Origin of the sequence: Brevibacterium aurantiacum (assembly GCF_900169065.1) — a bacterium.
Taxonomy (GTDB): Bacteria; Actinomycetota; Actinomycetes; order Actinomycetales; family Brevibacteriaceae; genus Brevibacterium; species Brevibacterium aurantiacum.
Window position 1 is genome coordinate 1 of sequence record NZ_FXZB01000020.1, and the last position, 22,259, is coordinate 22,259.

Sequence of the window (22,259 nt, forward strand, 5' to 3'; positions counted from 1 at the left end):
ATGCGCTTTACGGGACGTCATTCAGCGTCGAGGACGGGACTGGAATCCGGAAAGGGTGGGGCGGACGATCAGGGTGAAATCCAGATCCAACACGCTGGCCCCATACACACATTCTTGCCGCTAACCCGGAAGAGCCGAGGCAACCGCAGAAAAAGGCCCGTGAATTAGAGCGAGCCCCACACCGATTCCTCGATGCGGGACTCAACCGTACCCCCGAGCAGGTTCGAACTGCCGTTTCCGCCTTGAGAGGGCAGCGTCCTAGGCCACTAGACGACGGGGGCCAATAAACAGCTCAGAGTCATACTCCCGATGCTGTTCGCTGGGGTACCAGGACTTGAACCTAGACTAAATGTACCAGAAACACTCGTGCTGCCAATTACACCATACCCCAATGTTATTCAGGCTCACTCCCGAAGGAATTTCCCTGAGCAACGAGATATAACTCTACACAAACCCCCCGCCCGACTCCAAATCATCGGGCCCCTTTTTCAGTGTGACCTTCTTAACATCTACCTGCGGGCCACACTTCAGGCCGCCCTGTCGCCTGCGCTCGCGCGCCACTCACCCGCGAGCGAGTGAGATGAGGCGATCAAGAACCCGGTAGCCGTCGGCACGCAGTCCGTTGTGCTCGTATTCGTTGGTCACCCAAGGCTTGACCCCGCCGAGGAGCTCGGCCGTGGCCAGCGAGAGCTCGGCTGGGACATACGCATCCTCGAAGTACACCGCCGCGCCGCCGCGCACCTCAGCAGCTCGCAGAGCGTCTACGTCGTAGAGCCTGGGCCACTCGCGCTTCGCCACGAGCTCGGCCACCTCGGCGAAGGGAGCGAGCTCGGGATCCTCGGTCAGGGACTCCGGTCCGGCATGCTCGCCGGCCAACAGCGTCGGGTCAGCCTGGACATCGTCAGGCATCGCCCGCCGAGCCGCCCACTCGGTGACGCCGCCGTCGGCCCAGCAGGACTCGTGGATGATCGCGTAGAGCGGATTGCGTCCGGAGAACGGCAGTGCCGCCGCCAGATCATGACGGAATGCCGCCGAGGTTAGATCCTGGTCGAGCAGATAATGCAGCTTCTCCGGTCCATCGGAGGCCCCGAGGAAGTGTCCGAGCAGACGGATGCGCTCCTTGGTCGCGCGGGCTCCGCCGGGCAGAGCAATGCCGTCATCGGAATCAGCTAAGTCGATGAGGTGCGACAGCTTCTCCCGGTCGCCGGGGAAGGCACGGTAGTACTGCTCCGACTTGCGCTTCATCCCCTCCCAGGTTCTCGCGTACACGGTGACCGGATCGGTGTCGACCGCCGGCAGACCGCCGGTGAAGTAGACCTCATCGAGCGATTTCGAGTGTGCGGAGACATAGCGCAGAGCGGTGAAGCCGCCGAACGACTGACCCAGCAGCGACCAGGTGTCCACACCGAGTGCCTCACGCAGGATCTCAGCGTCCTCGACGATCGAGTCGGCTCGATAGTGACTGAGCGCCTCGGCGATGTCCGCGGGATCGTCTCCGACTGCGTCGAGGCCGGTGATCCGACCCGCGACGGAGCCGATGGGACTCGACTTCCCGGTGCCGCGCTGGTCGAACATGACGACCTGGAACTCTTCGAGCGCACGGGCCAGCCACGTGGACCCGCCGACTGGCGTCGTCGGTCGAGGTGCCTCGTTGCCCGGACCACCCTGGAGGAAGACCAGGTAGGGCTTCTGGCTGTCCGCCTCAGTGGCGACGATCCGCGCGAAGATCTCGATGCTTGAGGGCCCCTGCGGCTTGTCCGAGACCGGTGCCGCCAACGAGGCTGCTGCGGACTTCGCCGCTCCCCCACCGAAGTGGTCGAAGGGAGCCTCGAAGGTCACGTCCTTCAGGTGCAGTCCCCCACGCGTCCAGCTCGACTGCTGCAGACCCTCCGCTTGGCTCACTCCCTTCGACTGGTTCCCACTTGTCACAGTGAGGCCGCCAGGGCACGCAGTCGCGTAAGGGAGGAGTCCTTTCCGAGGATCTCCATGGACTCGAACAGCGGTGGTGAGACCTTGCGTCCGGACACAGCCACGCGCAGCGGACCGAAGGCCAGTCGCGGTTTGATCTCCATCTCGTCGACGAGCTTGGCCTGGAGCACACTGTGCAGCGTGTCCGTAGTCCAGTCACCGGTGGCTTCGAGGACCTCGATAGAGGCGGCCAGCACCTCGGGTGCCGAATCCTTGAGCGTCTTCAGTCCGTCCTCGGCCATGGTCAGCTCGGAGTCGGGAGTGAACAGGAACGCGAGCAGGTCCGGTGCCTCGGCGAGGAGGTTCATCCTCGTCTGCACGAGGGGTGCGGCCTGGTTGAGGATCTCCAGCTGAGCATCCGATGGCTTCTCGGGAAGCACCTCGGCGGCCTGGAGATAGGGCACCAGACGGTCGCGGAAGTCATCGGCCTCGAGGAGGCGGATGTGGTCGGCGTTGATGGCCGTGGCCTTCTTCACGTCGAAGCGGGCCGGGTTGGGCAGGACGTCGTGGATGTCGAAGGCCTCGACGAACTCCTTGACGCTGAACACGTCACGGTCGGGGCCGATCGACCAGCCGAGCAGGCCGAGGTAATTGATCATGCCTTCGGGGATGAAGCCGTTGTCGCGGTGGAGGAACAGGTTCGACTGCGGATCGCGCTTGGACAGCTTCTTGTTGCCGTCACCCATGACGTAGGGCAGGTGACCGAACTCGGGGGTCGCCTCGGCGATGCCGATGTCCTTGAGTGCTTCGTAGAGCACGACCTGGCGCGGTGTCGAGGACAGCAGGTCCTCGCCGCGCAGCACATGGGTGATGCCCATGAGCGCGTCGTCGACGGGGTTGACCAGGGTGTACAGCGGCTGCCCGTTCGCGCGGACGACGACGTAGTCGGGAATGGTGCCGGCGCGGAAGGTGATCTCACCGCGCACGAGGTCGGTGAAGGTGACGTCCTCGGCGGGCATGCGCACACGCCACACGGGTTCGCGGCCCTCGGCCTTGAAGCCGGCGATCTGTTCGGACGTGAGGTCGCGGTCGTAGCCGTCGTAGCCGAGCTTGGGGTCACGTCCCGCAGCCTTGTGGCGAGCTTCGACCTCTTCGTTCGTCGAGTAGGACTCGTAGATGTGACCGGCGGCCTTGAGCTTCTCGATGACGCCCTGGTAGATCTCGCCGCGCTGGGACTGACGGTAGGGTCCGTCGGGTCCGCCGACATCGATGCCTTCGTCCCAGTCGAGGCCGAGCCACTTCATGGCCTCGACGACCTGGCCGAAGCTCTCCTCGGAGTCACGTGCGGCGTCGGTGTCCTCGATGCGGAAGACGAACTTTCCGCCGGTGTGCTTCGCATAGGCCCAGTTGAACAGGGCGGTGCGGACCATGCCGACGTGCGGGGTGCCGGTGGGTGATGGGCAGAAACGAACTTTGACGCTCACGGTAGTCCTTATGTCGTGTGGTGATGCTGCGAGTCTGTGGTGGTGCTGTGTGGTGCTGGTCTCAGGCGTCCATGACCATATTGGTGAGCACGCCGAGTCCCTCGATGGCGATGTCGACGCGGTTGCCTGACACGATCTGGCCCACGCCGGCTGGGGTGCCGGTGAGAATGACGTCACCGGGCAGCAGGGTGATGGTCTCGGACAGGTGTTCGATGAGGGTCGGGATGTCGAAGATGAAGTCGGCGGTGTTGCCGTCCTGCTTGAGCTCCCCGTCGACCCAGGAACGGATGGAGAGGTCGTCGACGTCGAGTTCGGTTTCGATCCACGGGCCCAGCGGGCAGGAAGTGTCGAAGCCCTTGGCTCGTGACCACTGCTTGTCAGACTTCTGGATGTCGCGCATGGTCACATCATTGCCGCCGGTGTAGCCGAGGACGTAGTCGAAGGCGTTCTCTGCCTTCACACCCTTGGCCACGCGACCGATGATGACGGCCAGTTCGGCTTCGTAGGACACGTATTCGCTGATGGAGGGCAGACGAATCGGATCGCCGGGACCGATGACCGCGGTGTTGGGTTTGAAGAAGGTCAGCGGACTGACGGGCACCTCGTTGCCGAGCTCGGCAGCATGGTCGGCGAAGTTGCGTCCCACGCCGATGACCTTCGAGCGCGGCAGGATCGGGCTGAGCAGACGAACATCGTCGAACTTCAGCCGCTCCCCCGTTGACTGGGCCGGAGCGAAGAAGGGGTCCTGGTCGAGAACGGCGAGACTGAGACCGGACGTGTCCCACGTGCCGTCCTCAATCTGCGGCACGTCGCCTTCGACGACTCCGTATTTGGGTTCATCCTGGTGCACAAATCTGGCAATACGCATGTCCCCCAGTCTAGTCAGTCGGCCGGGCCGCCGACACACGGGCTTTCTGCGCTGAGACTGAGACACTTGGGACATGCCCGATTCCCCACACTTCGACCTGCACGCCATCGCCGAGGGTCTGCCCGCTGCGGCACTCATCGACCAGCTGGCGAGCGCGGCTGTCGGCAGATTCCCCCGCCTGGTCGTCGAGGCCCCGCCCGGAACCGGCAAGACCACACTGGTACCGCCGCTCATTGCCGAACACCTTCATGATCCAGGGGACATGCCGGGGCGAATCATCGTCACCCAGCCACGGCGCATGGCTGCCCGGGCCGGCGCCAGGCGGCTGGCGACGCTGACGGGGACCCGCCTCGGCGAGGACATCGGGTTCACGGTTCGCGGAGAGTCGCGGACCTCTGCGCGCACGCGGATCGAGTTCGTGACCACTGGAGTGTTGCTGGCTCGGCTGCTGCGCGATCCCGAGCTGGCAGGTGTCTCGGCGGTCATCCTCGATGAGGTGCACGAACGTCACCTCGACACCGACCTGACCTTCGCGTTGTGCCGGGAGCTCGTCGATCTGCGTGAGGACCTTGGCCTCATCGTCATGTCGGCGACCCTGGACGCCACGCTATGGGCACGACGTTTGGGAGCAGGTGACAATGCCGGTGGGGCCGAGTCTCCGGCCACGTTGCTGTCGGTATCCGCCCGGGTCCATCCCCTCGAGGTCAGGTGGGCACCCGCGAAGCAGCGGCCTCTGGACGCACGCGGAGTGACCTGGGACTTCCTCGATCATGTGGCCCGCACAACCGTCGATGCTCTCTCAACGCACACGAGTGGGGACGTGCTCGTCTTCGCTCCCGGTGCCCGGGAGGTCGAGGAGATCGCCTCGCGCATCGCGCGGTCCCTTCCAGCCACACCGGCGACCGAGGTTCACACCCTGCTCGGGCGCACCCCTGCCAAGGAGCAGGATGCGATATTGAAACCGCAGGCCGCCGAGGTTGGCCGACGTCGCGTAATCGTCTCGACCTCGGTCGCGGAGTCGGCTCTCACGGTTCCCGGGGTGAGCATCGTCGTCGATTCGGGGCTGGCTAGGGGTCCCCGGTTGGATACGCGGCGTGGAATGTCTGGTCTGGTCACCACCCGCGAGTCCAAGGCCTCGGGCACGCAGCGTGCCGGCCGTGCCTCGCGCTTGGGGCCTGGCACGGTCTATCGGTGCCTGTCCGAATCTGACTGGGCGAGCCTGCCCGAGCACACGCCGGCTGAGATTGCGACCTCCGACCTCACCTCGGCGGTGCTGACCCTTGCGGTGTGGGGTGGTGACACGGACCTGCTGCCGGATCCGATGCCGGAGGGCCCCTACCGCCTGGCCGTGGACAATCTCGTGGCGCTTGGGGCGCTCGAGGCCGCAGAACCAGTTCAGGGTGCAGGTCCGGATCAGGGTGCGGGGGCTGAGCGCGATGCAGGCGCCGAGGAGGCCTCGGTCACGGTCACCGAGCTGGGACGGGCCATCGCCCGGATTCCGGCCTCGGTGTGGTCAGCGCGAGGTCTCTTCGACGGAGCCGCGATGCTGTCCCCGGCGGCTGCGGTCGAGGCGATCGCTGTGATCGAATCCGAGCAGCGTGCCCCTGGTGCCGATCTTGTGGCCACCCTGCGCGAGCTGCGGCGCGGCAAGGACCGTCGGTTCGCTCAAGATGTGAAGCGCTTCGCCGGTTTGGCCGCGGAGTTCTCGAACCCGCAGGATGCAGCGGATCAGGGAACAGCGGATCAGGGTTCGGCCCGGGCAGGGTCACTGAGTCCCGATGACCTGGGCCTCGTCGTCGCCCTCGCCCACCCGATGCAGATCGGACGACTGCGCAGCTCCTCGGCCTCTGAGTACCTGCTGGCCTCGGGCACAGCGGCGACATTGCCGCGGAACTCCTCGCTGCAGGGAAGCCCGTGGTTGGCGATCTCCGATGTCGGCCTCTCTGGCGGGCGCGCTGTGATCAGGGCGGCTGTGGTCATCGACGAGGACACCGCGGAACTTGCGGGGGCCGGGCTGATGGCGACCGAGGAGACGGCGACGTTCGAGCAGGGCAAGGTCCGTGCGGTGCGCCGGACCCGCCTCGGCGGCATCGAACTCACTGCCACACCGATCAAGGCGAGTCCGGAATTGGCCCGCTCGGCGATCGCAGCTTCGGTGCGTCAGCGCGGAGCCAGAGAGATTCTGCGACCCAGTGAGGCGTTCGAGGAACTGCGCTCGCGGCTGGGGCTGCTGCACGCCGTCTATGGCACACCGTGGCCGGATGTGCGCTGGTCACAGCTGTCACAGACTCTGACCCAGTGGTGCCCGGCGGCCCTGGACCGGGTCGCCCGAGGAGCCGATCCGAGCAGGGTCGATCTTGTCTCTGCGCTGCGGACTCTCCTGCCCTGGCCGCAGGCGTCGCGCCTCGACGAGCTGGTGCCGGTCAGTGTCGAGGTGCCCAGCGGTTCCCGGGTTCGCCTCGACTATCCCGATCCCGACCGTGTGGACTCGGAATCCGATTCCGAACAGGGGCCTGTGCTCGCGGTCAAGCTCCAGGAGTGCTTCGGTTGGCAGACTGCGCCGAGCGTGTGTGAGGGTCGAGTCCCGGTGGTGGTCCACCTCCTCTCCCCTGCCCGCCGACCTCTGGCGGTCACCAGCGACCTCGCCTCCTTCTGGGCCAACGCGTATTCCCACGTCAGAGCCGAGAACCGCGGCCGTTATCCGAAGCATGCCTGGCCCGAGGATCCGCTGACGGCACCCCCGATGCGCGGGACCAAGCGGTCTGGGACAATGAAGAGGTGACTCTCGCCGCCTCCCTGACCGCTGATGGCACCGACATGCTCGGTGCTGCGATCAGCGCACCCACGTGGCGAACACTGCGCGATGAGCACGCATTGCAGATTGCGGAGAGGACCGATGCGCACCTCGCCCGCCGGCTCAGAGGCGAGAAGCACCCGGTCGAGGATTTCCTGTTCACCTACTATCCGTTCAAAGCGGGTCAGCTGGCCAAATGGAATCCCGGCCCCGGAGTGCGCCTCGAGTTGGACACCGAGGCCGACCGAACCTACTTCGACCGTCGCTGGTACACCACGAATCCTGCCGGCACGATCGCCGAGGTGGATGTCGAGTCTTGGCGCAGCGACCGTGGCGATGGTGCGAAGTTCATCGCCTCGCTGCTCCAGTCGACCCTGCGTCGGGAGGCGAACTTCGGATGCTTCGGCATTCACGAATGGGCGATGGTCTACAAACTCAGCGAAGAGCAGCGTCGTCATCAGCAGGTGCCGCTGCGGCTGAGCCATGAGGCCACCGATGCCGTCGTCGAAGGTCACCGGATCCAGTGCTCACATCACGACGCGTTTCGTTTCTTCACCGGGCCAGCCAGGCCACTGAACACTCTCCAGCCCACCCGCGAGTCCATGGTGGCCAACGAACAGCCGGGCTGTCTGCATGCGGGAATGGACCTGTACAAATGGGCGATGAAGATCGGGCCCATCGCCCCCTCCGACCTCGTCGTCGACTGCTTCGACCTGGCGCTGGACATCCGCACCCTCGACATGGAGGCCTCGCCCTATGACCTGCGCGGCTGGGGCTACGGTGTCGTCGCCATCGAAACCGCCGAGGGCAAGGCCGAATACATGGATCGCCAAAGAGCCTTCTCCGAACGGGCCCAGGCTCTGCGACAGCGACTGCTCGACTCCTTGGCCGCGGTTGGGGTCTACGCCAGAGAGTCCGACTGAAGGCAGAGCCGACAGATAGAGTGCCCGCCCCATTTGAGGCCGGGCACCAGCAAAGTGCACACAGTGTGGACCGCGGTGAGTCGCCCGCCCCTGCCTGCATAGTATTGCCGTGTGCGTGCAATCGTCTATGAAGAGTTCTCTGTCCTCCCCCAGCTGAGAGACATCGAGTCCCCCTCCACTCCCACCGCCGGTGTCGTCATCGACGTCGAGGCCACCGGCGTCTGCCGCAGCGATCATCACGCGTGGTCGGGCCACGACTCCACGATCTCCTTGCCCCATGTGCCCGGCCATGAGCTGGTCGGTCACATCGCCTCTGCGGGACCCGAGGTCACGGACTTCCGTGTTGGCCAGCGCGTGACCGTGCCCTTCGTGTGCGGCTGCGGGCGCTGCCGGTGGTGCCTGAGCGGCAATGCTCAGGTCTGCCCGAATCAGACTCAACCCGGCTTCACCCACTTCGGCTCCTGGGCGGACCAGGTGGTCATCCACAACGCCGATGCCAACCTCATCGCGGTCCCCGACGATCTGCCCGCCTCGGCGATGGTGGGACTCGGATGCCGATTCGCCACCGCATTCCACGGACTGAGGGTGCGAGCGAACCTCAACGCCGGTGAGACGGTCGCGGTCTTCGGCTGCGGCGGGGTCGGCCTGTCAGCGATCATGATCGCCCGGGCCATCGGCGCCCAGGTTGTCGCCGTCGATGTCAGTGATGCCGCACTCGAGCGAGCCCGACAGCATGGAGCGGCGCACACGGTCAACGCTTCCGGTAAGAGCCCGACCCAGCTGTCCGCCGAGGTGGTCGCACAGTTCTCGGAGGAGTGTCCCGATGGTGTGGCTGTCAGCGTGGATGCGCTGGGCCGTGAGGACACGATCGCTGCCGGGATCGCCTCGCTGGCGCCCTTGGGCCGTCATGTCCAGATCGGACTGCTGTCTGCTCCGCCGGTGATCGACGTAGGACGTGTCATCGGTCTCGAGCTCAGCGTCCTCGGCTCCCATGGGATGGCCGCGGCCGAGTACCCGGAGATGCTGGACCTCGTCGGCGACGGCAGACTCCGCCCGCAGGACCTGGTCACGAACGTCATCGGTCTTGAGGACGCTCCCGCGGCCATGGAGATGCTGGGCTCGAGCACCGGCTCGGGGATGACCATCATCGACCTGAGCCGGTAACGGGCCGAGTCAGCCCTCCTGCAGGGCTGAGCGCATCGAGGATGCCAGATCCTCGATCAGCTCAGCGTCACCACGCACACCCGGTTCGAACGGCAGCCGCAGCCGGTCCTTCGTCTTGTCCCGGTAGCGCGGGATGAGGTGCATGTGGAAGTGGAAGACCGTCTGCCAGGCATCCTCTCCACAGCAGTTGAGCAGGTTGACCCCGTCCGCGCCCCACGCGTCGAAGACGTGCTTGGCGATGCGCTGTGACTCGATGGCCACCTCGGCGAGGTCGGCGGACGGGATGTCGCGCAGATCGGTGCTGTGACGCTTGGGAACGACGAGCAGATGCCCGTCGGAGCCCGGCTGGATGTCCATGAATGCGTAGGTCGTCTCGGTCTCAGCAACCTTCGCACCCGGCACGTCACCTGCGACGATCCCGCAGAACAGGCAGTCCTGGCTCATCAGTGCATCACACCATCACGGCGAGCACGACCGGAGCTTCCTGACCCGCCCAGCGGCCCAGGAGCAGTCCCGCGTCGGATCCCTCAGCGGGAGAGTCGAGGTTGAGTTCATACAGCACCTGCACGTCTTCGGCACCGGCCAAGGGTCCCGTGCCCCAGGCATGAGCCACATCGGTGATCTCGTCGATTCGGTTGCCCTCGTCGTCGACGCGGTACTGCTTTGCCGAGGTTCCGGCGGTGGCGATCGCGTGGTCCAGTCGCTGCCGGAAGTGTGGGTCGCCCATTCCGTCATAAACCCAGCGCGTGCCGAGGATGGAGTGCTCCATGGTCGAGATCAGGTGCTTGTCGGCACCGGCCAGCTCAACACCACGGTAGGTCAGCGGCACCTGGAAGACACGGTCACCGGCGGCCACGATGTGGATCTCGGCGCCCACCTTGCCTTCCGGATCGTCGAAGCGGTAGGACGTGACCTTCTTCAAGGACTCCGGGGCCACATCGGCCTCGGCTGCCCATGACTGCTTGGACAGCCATGCGGAGATGACGTCGAGTTTTCCGGGGTTCAGTTCGGCGCTGTAGATGTCAGCCATGTCATGCCTTCCGGGTCCCGGGGATCCATTCCCCATCGACCACTTCATAGTCGGAGAAGATCGCTGGGGCCTCTTCGCGCATGGCCTCACCGATTTTGTTGAACACGAGACGGATCTCTTCCTCTGCTCCCTTGGCGGTGCGCATCTCGATGACGTGACGCAGGGAGCGCAGGTTCGCGGTGTAGACGATGCCGGTGGCCAGGCCCTCGGGTGCGAAGCGGCGCATGAAGGAGGTCATGTGCTTCTTGTGGGAGAACTTGGTGCTGGCTTCGTCGAGTTCGAAGTGCTCGGTCATCCACTTCTGGTGCTCTTCGAGGGTGTCGAGGACCTTGAGCGAGCGTTCCATGAGCTCCGAGTCCTCACGTGCCCATTCGGGGAACCAGAACGGAATGTCGGCCAGGCGCACGTAGCGCAGGGATTCCTGCGAGAACGCCGATCCTGCACGGTGACGGATGAGTTCGTGGGTGAGCACCCGTGAGACGTTGTGGAGGACGAAGGTGAAGTTCGCGTGTTCGAGCACCGATCCGTGCTGGGAGGCGATGACGTTGCCCAGGTACTGGGCCGAGTCGGTGCGCACGCGCGACACGTTCGGGTTCAGTCCGGGCTCCCACGAGCGGTAGCACATGCGTCCGGAGAACTCGAGCAGATCCTCGGCGTCGGGAGAATCGGCCTCTTCGACCCGGTCGGCCCAGGTAGTTCCGCCCACCTCGTCGAGGTATGTCCTCATCGATTCCCAGTCGATGCTGGGTTTTGCGAGCAGTTCTACGGATGGTTCGACCTGGCGCATGGCTCTCCTTGTGCAGGGTATGGCTTGATTGATTCCCAATCCTACAGATCAGATCGCCGAGGTGGTTCGACCGTCCGTGACGAATGTTAGGTCACCTCTCTGTCGAGCCGTGTTTCGCCTCGCTCGTCGACGATGTAGGCGTGTGCCTCGGATTTCTCCGCAATCACCGAGGTGGCTCTGAAGTTCTCGAAGACGACCGCAGCATGGTCATCGATGGCAAGCCCGGGCCCTGGAAGCTGGCCGGCCTCGATCCATGTTCGGAAGGTCTCGGCCCGGCCGGGTTCACCGTGATAGTGCGGGCAGGCGCTTCCGGGGATGAGCCCGAGGCCGTCGCTGAGTGGAGCCAGGGGCCCGAACGAATCTGTCGACGAGGCCTCGAACCAGCAGTTGGCACCGGCACTGATTCCGGCCAGGATAGTGCCCCTTGACGCGGCGAGCGCCATGATGTCATCGACTCCGTGGTCACGCCACAGCGTCAGCAGGTTGGCGGTGGATCCGCCGCCGACGTAGATGAGGTCCATGTCCTGGAGCATCTTCGGGTCCTGGTAACCCCACGGGCTCTGTCCGAACAGTGAGAGCACGTGCGTTTCTGCCCGTCCGTCGAACGCGGCTTCGAAGCGGTGGATGTAATCGGGGTTGTCTCCTGAGGCGGTCGGGACGAAGCACACTCGGGGAAGCACCGAAGCTCCGCGACCACCTCGGCGGTGGTGAGCTTCTGTGCTGCGCTTGTCTCGAACGGTGGTCGCCAGCTCCAGGAGGTAGTCATCGATCGCTGATGTTCCGGATTCCGACATCGAGAACCCGCCACCACCGAGAGCGACGATCGTCGACTGGTTGAGGGCCGCATCCATCATCGTGTTGTGCGCCCCTGAGGTCGTCTGGCCTGCCATTGGTCTCGGGCTTTCCGTCTCGTTCGGCCAGCCTTCACCATTGCCACGACGGCGCCGACTCCGAAGAACAGGAAGCCGGTTGCGGCAACGATGAGCACCGCGATCTGGTTGCCGCTCACCCCGTAGGTCACCGCTGATATGAGCGTGAAGATGAGCAGGAGCCCCATCCCGAGCCCCATCAGCAGCCCCACCCACAGTGTGAGCACGAACGTGGTCCGGGAATTGGGGTCCCTGCGCATCAGGATTCCGCCGAAGAGACAGGCACCGAAAAAGACCAGGCACACCAGCCCGATCAGGCGGAGAGCGCCGATGAACATACACAGCAGCGAGGCCGCCACGAACACGGACGAGACGATGATGAGTGTGGTTCCCTGCCGCCTCTCACGGCGTTGTGCTTCCGCGGCCAGGGCCAGTGCTTGGGCCTGCCACCAGGGGTTTTGATCACCTGAGGACATACTCACGGCACCCGGTGCGTCCACTTCTCGGTGCCGAACTTCTCATCAACCAAAGCCTGCGCCTTGTCCAGTTCGTCGGCAGTGAAGGTGTCGAAGTTTGCCCCATAACGGTCAGCAAAGGTGTTGGCCATGACGTCGATGATGTCCTTGCGGGCCTCACCGGTCTGGCTGCGGAGGGGGTCGACGCGCTTCTTGGCGCTCGAGACTCCCTTGTCGGAGATCTTCGCCTCGCCGATGCGCAGGACTTCGACCATCTTGTCGGCGTCGATGTCATAGCTCATGGTCGCGTGGTGGAGCAGGGTGCCATCACGCAGTCTCTTCTGTGCCGCTCCGCCGATCTTGCCGCCGGTTGAGGAGATGTCGTTGATCGGTTTGTAGAAGGCTTCGACGCCGAGACTCTTCAGTGCGGCTAGCACCCATTGGTCGAGGAAGACATAGGATTCCTCGTAGTCGAGGCCGGCGACCAGTGAGGGCGGCACGAACATCGAATAGGTGATGCAGTTCCCGCCTTCCATGAACATCGCTCCCCCGCCGGAGATGCGACGCACAACCTGCACGCCGTACTTCTCGACGCCTTCTGGGCGGAGTTCGTTGACATAGGACTGGAAGGCTCCGATGACGGTGGCGGTGTCGTCCCATTCCCAGAATCGCAGCGTGGGTTTGCGACGTCCCGCCGCAACCTCCTCCAACAACACCTGATCGAGGGCGACGTTGACCTGAGTGGGCAGCACCTGACCGCGGATGACCTGCCAGTCGAAGTCGGTGAAGTTCGCGGCCGACCCCAGTGCGCGGCGGACGACTGTGGCAATGTCCGAGGTGGAGAACCCGTGCATCGCCAGTTCCGAGCCGTATCCGGCAAGTGCCGTGTCGAGGCGCTGACGCAGATTCGCATTGTCCGCGGTGACACTGGCACCCACGAGCGCGGGAGCAAGGTCGAAGTAAGCTTCTTCGGGTTCGAGGAAGAAGTCGCCGGAGATCTTGACCTCGGTGATGGTCTTCCCGTCGGTCTCCACATCAGCGACCACGAGCTTTCCGCCGATGACCTTGTACTCGGCGTGAAAGCGTTGGGGTTCGTGTATATCGTTCGTCATGATTCCAAACCTACTCTCGAGCTCGACTGCAAAGCTATGAACTTGCTCACTCGCCGGTCAGTGAGTTCCACAGGAACCGGTAGCTCAGGGCCCGGGTGAAGGCCGCCTGCTTGTTGTCCGATGCCGCCGAGTGTCCGCCTTCGGTGTCTTCGAAGAACCACACATCAGCGATGCCGCGATCCTGCATTCGGGCAGCCATCTTGCGTGCCTGGACTGGTCCCACACGATCATCAGACGTCGCTGTCCAGAACAGCACCGGCGGATAGTCCGTGCCGTCTTCGAGCAGATGGTAGGGCGAGAACTTCTGGATGAACGCCCAGTCCTCGGCCACATCTGGGTCACCGTATTCGGCCTTCCACGAATAGCCCGCGCTCAGTTTGGTGTAGCGGCGCATGTCCAGAAGAGGCACTCCGCACGAAATCGCACCGAAGAGCTCGGGATACTGGGTGAGCATGTTCCCCACCAGCAGTCCTCCGTTCGATCCGCCGGCGCAGGCCAAGCTCGACGGACTCGTCACTCCCCGATCGATGAGGTCTCGGGCAACCGCGGCGTAGTCCTCGTAGGCCCGCATCCGGTTCTCCCGCATCGCCGAGGTGTGCCACCCTGGCCCGTATTCCCCGCCGCCGCGGATGTTGGCGAGGACGTAGACCCCGCGTCGCCCTGCTGGAAGCGAGGCCTCGGTTCCTGTCGTGCGCCCCAACCAGCCCATGCCCATGACCGGGGAGTAGACCGGTGTCCGGCTGACTTCGAAACCGCCGTATCCGTCCAGCAGGGTCGGATTCTTCCCATCGAGTTCCAGGCCGCTGTCGCCGATCTGGAAGTAGGGGATCTTCGTTCCGTCGTCGCTGGTGGCGAAGTGCTGTTCGACGCGGAATCCTTCGCCGGGAAACAGGGCTGGTGCCGACTTGATGACTTCTGGAGTGGCGGAGCTGCTGGAGCTCTCAGCGTCGGCTGATGATCCCAGGCTCCCGTACGACAAGGTTGTTGGGGTGAGGAAGCCCGTGCTCACCAGCCAATAGTCGTTTGCGGTCGCGTCATCATGTTTGTCGACGGCTCCGAGCCCGACCATGTGATTGGCTGGGACCCCGGGCAGTCGGGACGAGGAGAAGTTGTCGTTCGGGTCAAGCACGACCAGCTGCGACTGCACGTCTCTCAGCAGCTCGAGGACGAGGTAGTCCCGTGTCCATGTCCACGACTGCAGGGCGGTGTGCTCATCTGGGGTGAAGATGACGGTTGGGGAGATTCTCCCGGCCTTCACCTCGGCGATATCGGCAACAGCCAAGCCTCCGGCAGCGACTGTGAGACCCTCATGATCCCACTGAGACTGGGGACGGAAGAGAACGAAATCTCGCTCGAACCCGACCTCCACATCGGTCGGGACATCCACGACGCTCAGCTTGTTCTCCCACGCCGAGGCGGTGGTTGAGATCGACCCGGGTTCGTCCCTGACATCGTCGAGGTCGATGAAGCTCATCCGCGTGTTGAAGAAGTCGATCGCGTCGATGGCGAACGCCCGGTCGGTGGAATCAGGATCTGCTGCTCCCACGTCGCTGCCGACGAAGATTGCGACATGGTCACGAGGCACCTCGGCGACGATCGGGGCATCTGCGATGGCCTGCCCACGTGTGAGAACTCGAGCCTGACGCGGATAGGACGAGGTGGTGAGAGAGTCCTCGCCGGTATCGGTAGCGACGATGATCGTGTCGTCGTCGAGCCAGGCGAAGCGAGTCTTCGCCGAGGGCAGGTCGAAGCCTCCGGCGACGAAGGACTTGGTCACCAGATCGAATTCGCGCACCCGGTGGGCGTCGCCACCATCGGGAGACAAAGAGACGAGCGCACGAGCGTTGTCCGAACGACGCACCGAGGCTCCGGCCCACACCCAGGGTGTGTCCTCTGCGATGCCGAGTGCGTCGATATCGATGAGAACTTCCCATTCCGGGGACTCGGAGACATAGCTGTCCCAGGTGGTCTGTCGCCACACGCCCTTGGGATTCGTGGAGTCGCGCCAGAAGTTGAAGTAGTGATCGCCGCGTTTGGCCACCATCGGGATCTTGCCCTCAGAGTCCAAAGCGGTCTGAATATCACCGGCGATGGAGTCGAAGAGATCATCATGGAAGCGGGCGAGGGTGGTCGTGTTCTGTTCCTTCACCCACGCGATCTGGTCCTCCCCGTGGATGTCTTCGAGCCACAGGTTCTCATCGTGGGGCATCGGGGCAGCATCATGCGGCTGGGTTGCCGCGGTGGAGTTCTCGTTCGTCTGGTCATCTGCCGAAGCTTCTGTGCGCATGCCACCATCCTAGTGATCGTTGAGCGCCGCCGAGCTCGGGTGCCTGCACAGCAGGCGGTTCGGCTCAGAACGGTGGTCGGAACATGATCAGTCCCGGCTGACCGTTGGGTGCTTCGGGTCCGTGGCCGAGGTCGAAGAACCCGAGGCTTTCGTAGAGTCGGCGGGCAGGGCTGTCGATGTCGGTGGTCTGGAGCCAGCAGCTGTATCCGCTGATGCCGGCCAACCATGCCTGCAGAGTGGCTCGACCGAGTCCGGACTGGTGCAGATGAGGGTCACGTGCCAACAGGTTGAGCGCAAACGACCATTCGATTGTCGCGGCGGCGTCCCCGAGGGTGGAACGGAGTTCATGCGCCCATTCGTGGTCCTGTTCGGCCCAGGACCAGAAATGACCGTAGGCGATTGATCGCAGGCGTCCCTCTGAATGTGATGCTGCGACGAGAACCTGGCCGTTTCGGACCGAGAGATCGTAAAGGCTGCCGAACAGAGCGGCATGCTTCGGATCTTCGTTCAGAGGCGGCTCGGCTGCGGCAGCAGCGTAGAGTTCCTCGACCTCAGACGGAGGCGGGAGCACTCCCGGGATTCCGGCTGCCGAGCCTACGGGTTCCCAGCTCTGGCCCAGTCCGCCTGGTACGCCCCACACGAGCTCAACGTCGAGCTCTGCGGGTGAGGTTCCGAGCACTTCACACTCGGCATGACCATCCATGCTACCCACCCTAACGACGTCGGCAGTCGATCAGTTGAATTCAGGGAGAATTCTCTCCAGTGGGTTGAGCAGCTGGCGCCTGAGTCTGGCACCCGGTTCTGGTGTCTAGCTCAGGCGGCTGGCTCCGAAGACTGGCTGAGGACGTCATGCCGTGGAGGCGTAATCGGCGACCTGTCGCCCGAGGCACACTTCCACTGTGCTCGGGGGCTCCTCATAATGCTCCCAAACATCGACGTTCAGCGATTCAAACGGTTCTACAAGTCTCGGCGCTTTCACTTTTCGCAACGGTGGGATTCTCACAGAGAAGAGATTCGGCTCGCTGACCGGATCGGGGGCCTGTTCATCTGCGAGCTTGGAACGCGGACGTTCTCGAGAGTTCGCGTCGGGTTTTCCAATCGGTCGGGTGCCGATCCGGTAGCGATGTCCGGTGGGAGTTCGTACGACCAGTTCTTCTGCCGTGGCCTCGTGCCGCCATCCCGGCACCTCTTTGAGGAAGTTGCAGGCTGCGCAGAGACCTGAGGCGTTGTCCCAGTCGGTCCCTCCGCCGGCGGCATATGACTGTGCGTGGTCGGCATGTTTGATCTTGGCATCGCACCACGGTGAGCGGCAGACATCATCGCGGATGACCACCATGCGCCGAAGCAGACCGGAGAACTCACGCCGCTTCGAATCCATCCGGACCAGTTGACCGTCGGATGGTCGCGTATACAGCCGGCGGATGAAAGTCGCGGCTTCGTTGTCGGCGATGAAATCGCGTGCTGTCTTCGCGGGGATCGGGCCGAAGCCGGGAAACCATGCCGGGGTGTCGCCTGGGGAGAAGAGGCTATTCTCATTCATCACGACGTGAACTTCGATGGGAATGGCCTCAGCGTTATCTTGCCCTGTGGTTCTCTCGACCAGGAGATCGGCCATGATCTGGCTCTGAGATCTTCCTTCGGCCTGTCCTATTCCCACGATCGACTGCGCGGACTTCGCCAGGTTGGTATACGCCGCCACGGCCTGCGACAAGGGCAGGAGCGCCGTCAGATACGCCATGTTTCCTGGTGCTGGGCGCACGCTGACGGCACGCTCTTCCATGCATCTGTCGAGGTGCTCGACGGCAGCCTTCTGGTCGAGTTGCTGGGCAAGAGCTCGGACTTCATTGCCCAATCGACCGACGCCGACCTCGGAGAGACGATCGGACATCCGCTCATCGACTTGGTGTCTTTTGTCCCTGGGGAGCCAGTCGGTTTCCTTCGCGACGACGCGTGCTTTCTCTTCCGAAATGTTGCCGCTCTTCAACGAGGCATAGGTTTTGGGCAGGTCCATCAGCAGCGACCGAGAGAAGCCGAGCAGTTTGCTTCCACGGGCTCGAGACACCTTCCGCGCCAGTCCGATCTCGGCGCCCAGGCCTCTGCCCTGCTTGCGACTCGGCACTCCTTCTTCGGCTTCACGATTCCGACGATGCATGTCGAAGGTCAGGGTTTCTCTGGCCTGCGCTGCCGCGCTCACGGACACCAGTTCTTCCAGGGCAGTGATCCGATCGATCGCTTCATGCTCGGTCCGTGCCGGAGGCAGATCAGACAGCTTCTCGCGCCACCGATGAATCTCGGCGATCACATCTGAAACTGGTTCTGCATCCATAGGAACACGTTAGCGGTCGCCCCTGACACGAGAATTTCGTCGTGCATCATCCCAAGTCAAAGGTGGAATCGAGCGATGGGAGCCTCAGCCGAGCGCTTCGCCTGTGGTCTCTCGTGCGAGCAGAGCCATCAGCACCACTGCCACAACCACGAGCAGACCGGTGAGGATGAACGTCAGCGTCAGGCCGAGCACCGGCCACATGAACGCACCGAAGACCAGGGGTGCGATGCCGGTCGCGATTCGCGACGCCGCCGATGCCCAACCGAATCCCGATCCTCGCAGACGAGTCGGGTAGAGCTCCGAGACATAGGTGTAGAGGGTGGGAATCGCGATCTGCACAACGAAACCGAACCCGATGATGCTGGCCTTGGCGGCAAATGTCAGCTCCGAACCGGAAGCCTCGATGAACACTGCAGCAACGACGAGCAGGAGCGCGGAGACAATCGACGTGGTGCCGAGCACCCACTTCCGACCGACCCGTTCGACGATCAGTGCCGAGACGATTACACCGAGGATTCCCACCGCGGTCATCGAACCGGTGACCATGAATGCCGCCTGGTCCCCCATGCCCTGCTTCTTCAGGATCCCCGGCAACCATGTCAGTGCCGCGTAGTAGACCAGGAGAACGGAGACGAACAGGGACCACGAGACGAGAGTCGTCTTGGCCGAGTACTGCCATAGCTGCACCAGCTGGCCGGTGGCAGCGCGTAGCTGTGCATTGACGTTGGTGACCTTGCCGGGCTGGGACGGCGCATTCGAAGTTGCCTGGGACGCGGCTCCGGCCGTCGTCGCGGTCGCACCTTCGGCCGCAGTCGCACCTTCGGCCGTCTTGGGGACCTCATGGGTCCAGGTCGTCACCTCGGCGCCGGTGCGCTCAACGAGCCGAGCGATGATCGCATCGGCCTCTTTGTAGCGCCCGACAGAGGCAAGGTAGAGCGGCGATTCGGGAATTCCGAAACGCACGGCAACGGTCAGCAGCGCGGGCACGATCATGACGAGCATGATCAGGCGCCAATCCCCCACGCCCAGCAGCCATGCGGAGACGAAGGCGCACAGTGAAGCGCCGATGGGCCACCACCCGTCCATCGCGGTGAGGACTCGGCCCCGGTGCTTCTTGGGGGTGAATTCACCGACAAGGGCATAGTCGACCGGAATACAACCACCAAGCCCGAATCCGGCAAGGAATCGGAAGAGAATGAACCAACCGAACGCCGGAGAGAATGCTCCCGCGACGGTGAAAATTGAGAACACCAGCAGAGTGAGGGTGAATGCCTTCTTCCTGCCGATCACATCGGCGATGCCGCCCCAGATGAAGGCGCCCAGGGCCATGCCGATGAGGTTGGCAGTGGCGATCCAGGCGGCTTGGCCGACGCTCAGGCTCCAGTAGTCGCTGAGCAGCGGGATGAGGAACCCATTGAGGGCGACGTCCCAAGCGTCGAACATGAACCCCAAGCCGCCGATGATGAAGATGGCACCTTGGGTTCTCCATCGCCAGGGAAGGTTGGCGACGACTTCGGAAGCGGTCGGCGTTGTCGCCGAGGTTGCAGTAGACACGAGGCCACAATACCTCTTTAACTCATTTGTGAGTAAAATTGCCCGCGACCCGTCTGAACACTCCAAGCCGCCCGATGGAACACGTCTAGATGGAGCACGCCTATTGGACCAGGCAGGCCGAGCCCCAGGTCGAAACTCCAGAGACTGTCATGGCACATGCCTGAGACTGTCATGGCACACGAAGAGGGTCGGGTGCCGCGATCGAAATCGCAGCATCCGACCCTCTCAACGCGGGACGTTCTGAGCCGACCTGCCTGAGCAGCGCCTAAACCCCAGGCCTCAGGCCAGGCGAACCATCCAGTTGTTCTTGTCCTCGGTCCGACCGTACTGGATGTCGAGCAGCGTCTTGCGGAACTCCATGGTCTTCGCGCCCGGTTCGGTGCCGTGATCGATGGTGAAGTCATTGCTGACGACCCGACCGATCGGTGTGACGACCGCGGCGGTGCCACAGGCGAAGGCCTCGACGATGTCGCCGTTGGCAGCACCCTCGCGCCATTCGTCGATGGTGACCTTGCGCTCTTCGGGCTCGAGACCCAGCTGCGGGGCGAGGTCGAGCAGCGAACGGCGGGTCACACCGTCGAGGATCGAATCGCCGAGTTCCGGAGTGACCAGACGGCCGTCCTTGGTCACGAGCATGAGGTTCATGCCGCCGAGCTCGTCGATGTACTTGCCCTCTGCAGCGTCGGTGAACAGCACCTGCTGACACCCCTGAGCTGCGGCTTCGTTCTGCGCGGCCAGTGAGCTGGCGTAGTTTCCGCCGCACTTGGCGAATCCGGTGCCGCCGGCACCTGCACGGTTGAAGTTCTGCGACAGCCAGATCGAGACGGGCTCGATGCCGCCGGAGAAGTAGGGCCCGGCCGGGCAGGAGATGACGTAGTAGTCCACTTCATGACTGGAGCGCACACCGAGGAAACGTTCGGTGGCGATCATGAACGGACGCAGGTAGAGGCTCGACTCGTCGGCCTCGGACTCGGGAGTCGGGACCCACTGCTGGTCGAGGGTGACCAGGGCCTTGAGCGACTCGATGAAGTCCTCTTCCGGCAGCTGCGGCAGTGCGAGCCGTTCGGCGGACTTGTTGATGCGAGCGGCATTCCGATCAGGACGGAAGGTCCAGACCGAACCGTCAGCGTGACGGTAGGCCTTGAGACCTTCGAAGATCTCCTGTGCGTAGTGGAACACGGCCGCCGCAGGATCGAGCTGCAACGGCGCGTATGGCTGCACCTGGTGTGCGTGCCAGCCATCGTCCAGGGTGTAGCGGACGTGCGCCATGTGGTCGGTGAAGTACAACCCGAATCCGGGGTCCTTCTTGATGTTCTCGCGCACCAGCTCGGGTTGCGGCTGGATGTTTTTGAGAACGGCAAACTTAGTCATAAGAACTCTTTTCTCATTTGTGATGAGTGACACTGTCAGGGTAGTCCATCACCCCGGTGCGCGTCGCACCGGGGTGATGATGATTCAGGCCGCAGCAGCGGGGTGAAACCAGACGGGAAGCTCAGCCCAGGCGAGCCGCGATCGCGTCGCCCACCTCGGCGGTGGAGCGCTTGGTTCCGTCCCGATCGGCCAGATCGGCTTCGACAGCTGTCTCGATCGACTTTGCGACGACGTCGAGGCCGAGGTGTGAAGCCATGAGCGCACCGGAGAGGATCGACGCGGTCGGGTCGGCGATCTGCTGCCCGGCGATGTCCGGCGCGGAGCCGTGGATCGGTTCGAACAGGCTCGGTGCCGTGCCTTCGACATTGAGATTGCCCGAGGCGGCCAGGCCGATGCCGCCGGTGACCGCGGCTGCGAGGTCGGTGAGGATGTCACCGAAGAGGTTGTCGGTGACGATCACGTCGTAGCGCGAGGGGTCGGTGACCATGTAGATCGTGCACGCATCGGTGTGTTCGTAGTTGAACGTCACCTCGGGGAATTCGGCGCCGACCTTCTCGACGACGCGACGCCACAGGTGACCGGCGTGGACCATGACGTTGTGCTTGTGCACGTAGGTGAGCTTCTTGTTTCGGGCCTGCGCACGCTCGAAGGCGTCGCGGACTGCCCGCTCCACGCCGTACCAGGTGTTGACCGAAACCTCGGTGGCGACCTCGTAGGGGGTGTCCGTGCGGACGGAGCCGCCCATGCCGGTGTATGACCCTTCGGTGCCCTCACGGACCACGACGAAGTCGATCTCACCCGGGTTCGCCAGCGGGCTGGTGACACCGGAGAAGAGCTTCGAGGGGCGCAGGTTGACTGCGTGGCTGAGACCGAAGCGCATCTTGAGGATCACACCGCGCTCGAGCACGCCCGAGGGCACGCTCGGATCGCCGCAGGCGCCGAAGAAGATGGCATCGTGCTTGCGCAGCGATTCCAGTTCGTCGTCGGTGATCGTCTCGCCGGTCTCGTGCCAGCGGCTGGCGCCGACATCGTAGTCTGTGAGATCGAGTTCGACCGGCTCTCCGGACACCTCGATCGCACGCTTGAGCACCTTGAGACCTTCGGGGACGACCTCGTTGCCGATTCCGTCGCCGGGCATGACCGCAATTGAAAACTTCATGGTTTCAGAGTAGAACTCATCTCACCATGCAACTAGGTCGTCCTACTATTCGGACACTACCGGGCGCTCGGAGTCGGCAAATCCCGTCATCCACAATTTCATGTCTCAAACTTCGTTCCCGACTACAATTTCGCGTCCCGAACGCCGAAGATGGGAGGAACAACCCCG

The 22,259-nt window shown here is 63.7% G+C and carries 18 protein-coding genes and 2 tRNA genes; 3 read left to right on the forward strand and 17 right to left on the reverse strand.

Annotated features, from left to right (window positions below; genetic code table 11):
* Window positions 1-208: 208 nt before the first annotated feature.
* The 5 genes from BAUR9175_RS13980 to BAUR9175_RS14000 form a co-directional block, all read right to left on the reverse strand.
* A tRNA-Glu gene (locus tag BAUR9175_RS13980) sits at window positions 209-281 on the reverse strand.
* Between the two features lie 38 nt (window positions 282-319).
* Window positions 320-391: transfer RNA gene (locus BAUR9175_RS13985), tRNA-Gln, on the reverse strand.
* Between the two features lie 170 nt (window positions 392-561).
* The gene (locus BAUR9175_RS13990) at window positions 562-1,902 is read right to left on the reverse strand and encodes an alpha/beta fold hydrolase (RefSeq protein ID WP_101584126.1); all 1,341 of its coding nucleotides are present in this window, start codon (window positions 1,900-1,902) and stop codon (window positions 562-564) included.
* A 23-nt stretch (window positions 1,903-1,925) separates the two neighbouring features.
* Window positions 1,926-3,392, reverse strand: a complete 1,467-nt coding sequence (gene gltX / locus BAUR9175_RS13995; RefSeq protein WP_101584128.1) for a glutamate--tRNA ligase — start codon at window positions 3,390-3,392, stop codon at window positions 1,926-1,928.
* 61 nt (window positions 3,393-3,453) lie between these two features.
* Complete coding sequence (locus BAUR9175_RS14000) at window positions 3,454-4,260, reverse strand: fumarylacetoacetate hydrolase family protein (protein WP_009882606.1); 807 nt, start codon at window positions 4,258-4,260, stop codon at window positions 3,454-3,456.
* 73 nt (window positions 4,261-4,333) lie between these two features.
* Between BAUR9175_RS14000 and BAUR9175_RS14005 the strand changes: the two genes are divergently transcribed.
* The 3 genes from BAUR9175_RS14005 to BAUR9175_RS14015 all read left to right on the forward strand — a co-directional run bounded on the left by BAUR9175_RS14005 (window position 4,334) and on the right by BAUR9175_RS14015 (window position 9,141).
* Window positions 4,334-7,042 (forward strand): ATP-dependent RNA helicase, encoded by a 2,709-nt coding sequence (locus BAUR9175_RS14005; RefSeq protein ID WP_101584130.1) that lies wholly within the window; start codon window positions 4,334-4,336, stop codon window positions 7,040-7,042.
* Window positions 7,039-7,977 carry a 3-methyladenine DNA glycosylase gene (locus tag BAUR9175_RS14010; protein ID WP_083248776.1) on the forward strand — a complete coding sequence of 313 codons (939 nt, stop codon included), beginning with the start codon at window positions 7,039-7,041 and terminating at the stop codon, window positions 7,975-7,977. Before BAUR9175_RS14005 ends, BAUR9175_RS14010 begins: the two co-directional genes overlap by 4 nt.
* Window positions 7,978-8,088: 111 nt before the next feature.
* A complete protein-coding gene (locus BAUR9175_RS14015) occupies window positions 8,089-9,141 on the forward strand; it encodes a zinc-binding dehydrogenase (protein WP_009882610.1) in 1,053 nt (350 codons plus the stop codon).
* A 9-nt stretch (window positions 9,142-9,150) separates the two neighbouring features.
* Here the strand turns inward: BAUR9175_RS14015 and BAUR9175_RS14020 are convergent, their stop codons facing one another.
* From BAUR9175_RS14020 to BAUR9175_RS14075, 12 genes are all read right to left on the reverse strand, one after another.
* Window positions 9,151-9,585, reverse strand: a complete 435-nt coding sequence (locus BAUR9175_RS14020; protein ID WP_009882611.1) for an HIT family protein — start codon at window positions 9,583-9,585, stop codon at window positions 9,151-9,153.
* Between the two features lie 7 nt (window positions 9,586-9,592).
* On the reverse strand, window positions 9,593-10,171 hold the full coding sequence (locus BAUR9175_RS14025) for a maltokinase N-terminal cap-like domain-containing protein (protein ID WP_009882612.1): 579 nt from the start codon (window positions 10,169-10,171) through the stop codon (window positions 9,593-9,595).
* 1 nt (window position 10,172) lies between these two features.
* Window positions 10,173-10,958 (reverse strand): FAD-dependent thymidylate synthase, encoded by a 786-nt coding sequence (gene thyX, locus BAUR9175_RS14030; protein ID WP_009882613.1) that lies wholly within the window; start codon window positions 10,956-10,958, stop codon window positions 10,173-10,175.
* An 86-nt stretch (window positions 10,959-11,044) separates the two neighbouring features.
* A complete protein-coding gene (locus tag BAUR9175_RS14035) occupies window positions 11,045-11,848 on the reverse strand; it encodes a peptidase E (RefSeq protein WP_101584133.1) in 804 nt (267 codons plus the stop codon).
* Window positions 11,809-12,303, reverse strand: a complete 495-nt coding sequence (locus tag BAUR9175_RS14040) for a hypothetical protein (protein WP_101584134.1) — start codon at window positions 12,301-12,303, stop codon at window positions 11,809-11,811. The genes BAUR9175_RS14035 and BAUR9175_RS14040 overlap by 40 nt, the downstream gene beginning before the upstream one ends.
* Before the next feature lie 2 nt (window positions 12,304-12,305).
* The gene (gene lplB / locus BAUR9175_RS14045; RefSeq protein ID WP_101584136.1) at window positions 12,306-13,394 is read right to left on the reverse strand and encodes a lipoate-protein ligase small subunit; all 1,089 of its coding nucleotides are present in this window, start codon (window positions 13,392-13,394) and stop codon (window positions 12,306-12,308) included.
* A 46-nt stretch (window positions 13,395-13,440) separates the two neighbouring features.
* The gene (locus BAUR9175_RS14050) at window positions 13,441-15,681 is read right to left on the reverse strand and encodes a prolyl oligopeptidase family serine peptidase (protein ID WP_101584137.1); all 2,241 of its coding nucleotides are present in this window, start codon (window positions 15,679-15,681) and stop codon (window positions 13,441-13,443) included.
* A gap of 64 nt (window positions 15,682-15,745) precedes the next feature.
* The gene (locus tag BAUR9175_RS14055) at window positions 15,746-16,384 is read right to left on the reverse strand and encodes an N-acetyltransferase (RefSeq protein ID WP_101584139.1); all 639 of its coding nucleotides are present in this window, start codon (window positions 16,382-16,384) and stop codon (window positions 15,746-15,748) included.
* Between the two features lie 144 nt (window positions 16,385-16,528).
* Window positions 16,529-18,007, reverse strand: coding sequence for an HNH endonuclease (locus tag BAUR9175_RS14060; protein WP_096161728.1), 1,479 nt, complete (start codon window positions 18,005-18,007; stop codon window positions 16,529-16,531).
* Between the two features lie 84 nt (window positions 18,008-18,091).
* Window positions 18,092-19,561, reverse strand: coding sequence for an MFS transporter (locus tag BAUR9175_RS14065; protein WP_096145883.1), 1,470 nt, complete (start codon window positions 19,559-19,561; stop codon window positions 18,092-18,094).
* A 279-nt stretch (window positions 19,562-19,840) separates the two neighbouring features.
* A complete protein-coding gene (locus BAUR9175_RS14070; protein ID WP_096161726.1) occupies window positions 19,841-20,932 on the reverse strand; it encodes a branched-chain amino acid aminotransferase in 1,092 nt (363 codons plus the stop codon).
* Window positions 20,933-21,053: 121 nt separating this feature from the next.
* Complete coding sequence (locus BAUR9175_RS14075; RefSeq protein WP_009882623.1) at window positions 21,054-22,091, reverse strand: 3-isopropylmalate dehydrogenase; 1,038 nt, start codon at window positions 22,089-22,091, stop codon at window positions 21,054-21,056.
* Window positions 22,092-22,259: the final 168 nt, after the last annotated feature.

What these genes read in the sequence shown, in the direction of transcription:
- BAUR9175_RS14055 (WP_101584139.1), bottom strand. Translation starts at nt 16,384, where the DNA reads ATGGATGGTCATGCCGAGTGTGAAGTGCTCGGAACCTCACCCGCAGAG.
- BAUR9175_RS14000 (WP_009882606.1), bottom strand. Translation starts at nt 4,260, where the DNA reads ATGCGTATTGCCAGATTTGTGCACCAGGATGAACCCAAATACGGAGTC.
- BAUR9175_RS14035 (WP_101584133.1), bottom strand. Translation starts at nt 11,848, where the DNA reads ATGGCAGGCCAGACGACCTCAGGGGCGCACAACACGATGATGGATGCG.
- thyX (WP_009882613.1), bottom strand. Translation starts at nt 10,958, where the DNA reads ATGCGCCAGGTCGAACCATCCGTAGAACTGCTCGCAAAACCCAGCATC.
- BAUR9175_RS14060 (WP_096161728.1), bottom strand. Translation starts at nt 18,007, where the DNA reads ATGGATGCAGAACCAGTTTCAGATGTGATCGCCGAGATTCATCGGTGG.
- BAUR9175_RS14040 (WP_101584134.1), bottom strand. Translation starts at nt 12,303, where the DNA reads ATGTCCTCAGGTGATCAAAACCCCTGGTGGCAGGCCCAAGCACTGGCC.
- BAUR9175_RS14020 (WP_009882611.1), bottom strand. Translation starts at nt 9,585, where the DNA reads ATGAGCCAGGACTGCCTGTTCTGCGGGATCGTCGCAGGTGACGTGCCG.
- BAUR9175_RS14005 (WP_101584130.1), top strand. Translation starts at nt 4,334, where the DNA reads ATGCCCGATTCCCCACACTTCGACCTGCACGCCATCGCCGAGGGTCTG.
- BAUR9175_RS14070 (WP_096161726.1), bottom strand. Translation starts at nt 20,932, where the DNA reads ATGACTAAGTTTGCCGTTCTCAAAAACATCCAGCCGCAACCCGAGCTG.
- BAUR9175_RS14075 (WP_009882623.1), bottom strand. Translation starts at nt 22,091, where the DNA reads ATGAAGTTTTCAATTGCGGTCATGCCCGGCGACGGAATCGGCAACGAG.
- BAUR9175_RS14025 (WP_009882612.1), bottom strand. Translation starts at nt 10,171, where the DNA reads ATGGCTGACATCTACAGCGCCGAACTGAACCCCGGAAAACTCGACGTC.
- BAUR9175_RS14050 (WP_101584137.1), bottom strand. Translation starts at nt 15,681, where the DNA reads ATGCGCACAGAAGCTTCGGCAGATGACCAGACGAACGAGAACTCCACC.
- lplB (WP_101584136.1), bottom strand. Translation starts at nt 13,394, where the DNA reads ATGACGAACGATATACACGAACCCCAACGCTTTCACGCCGAGTACAAG.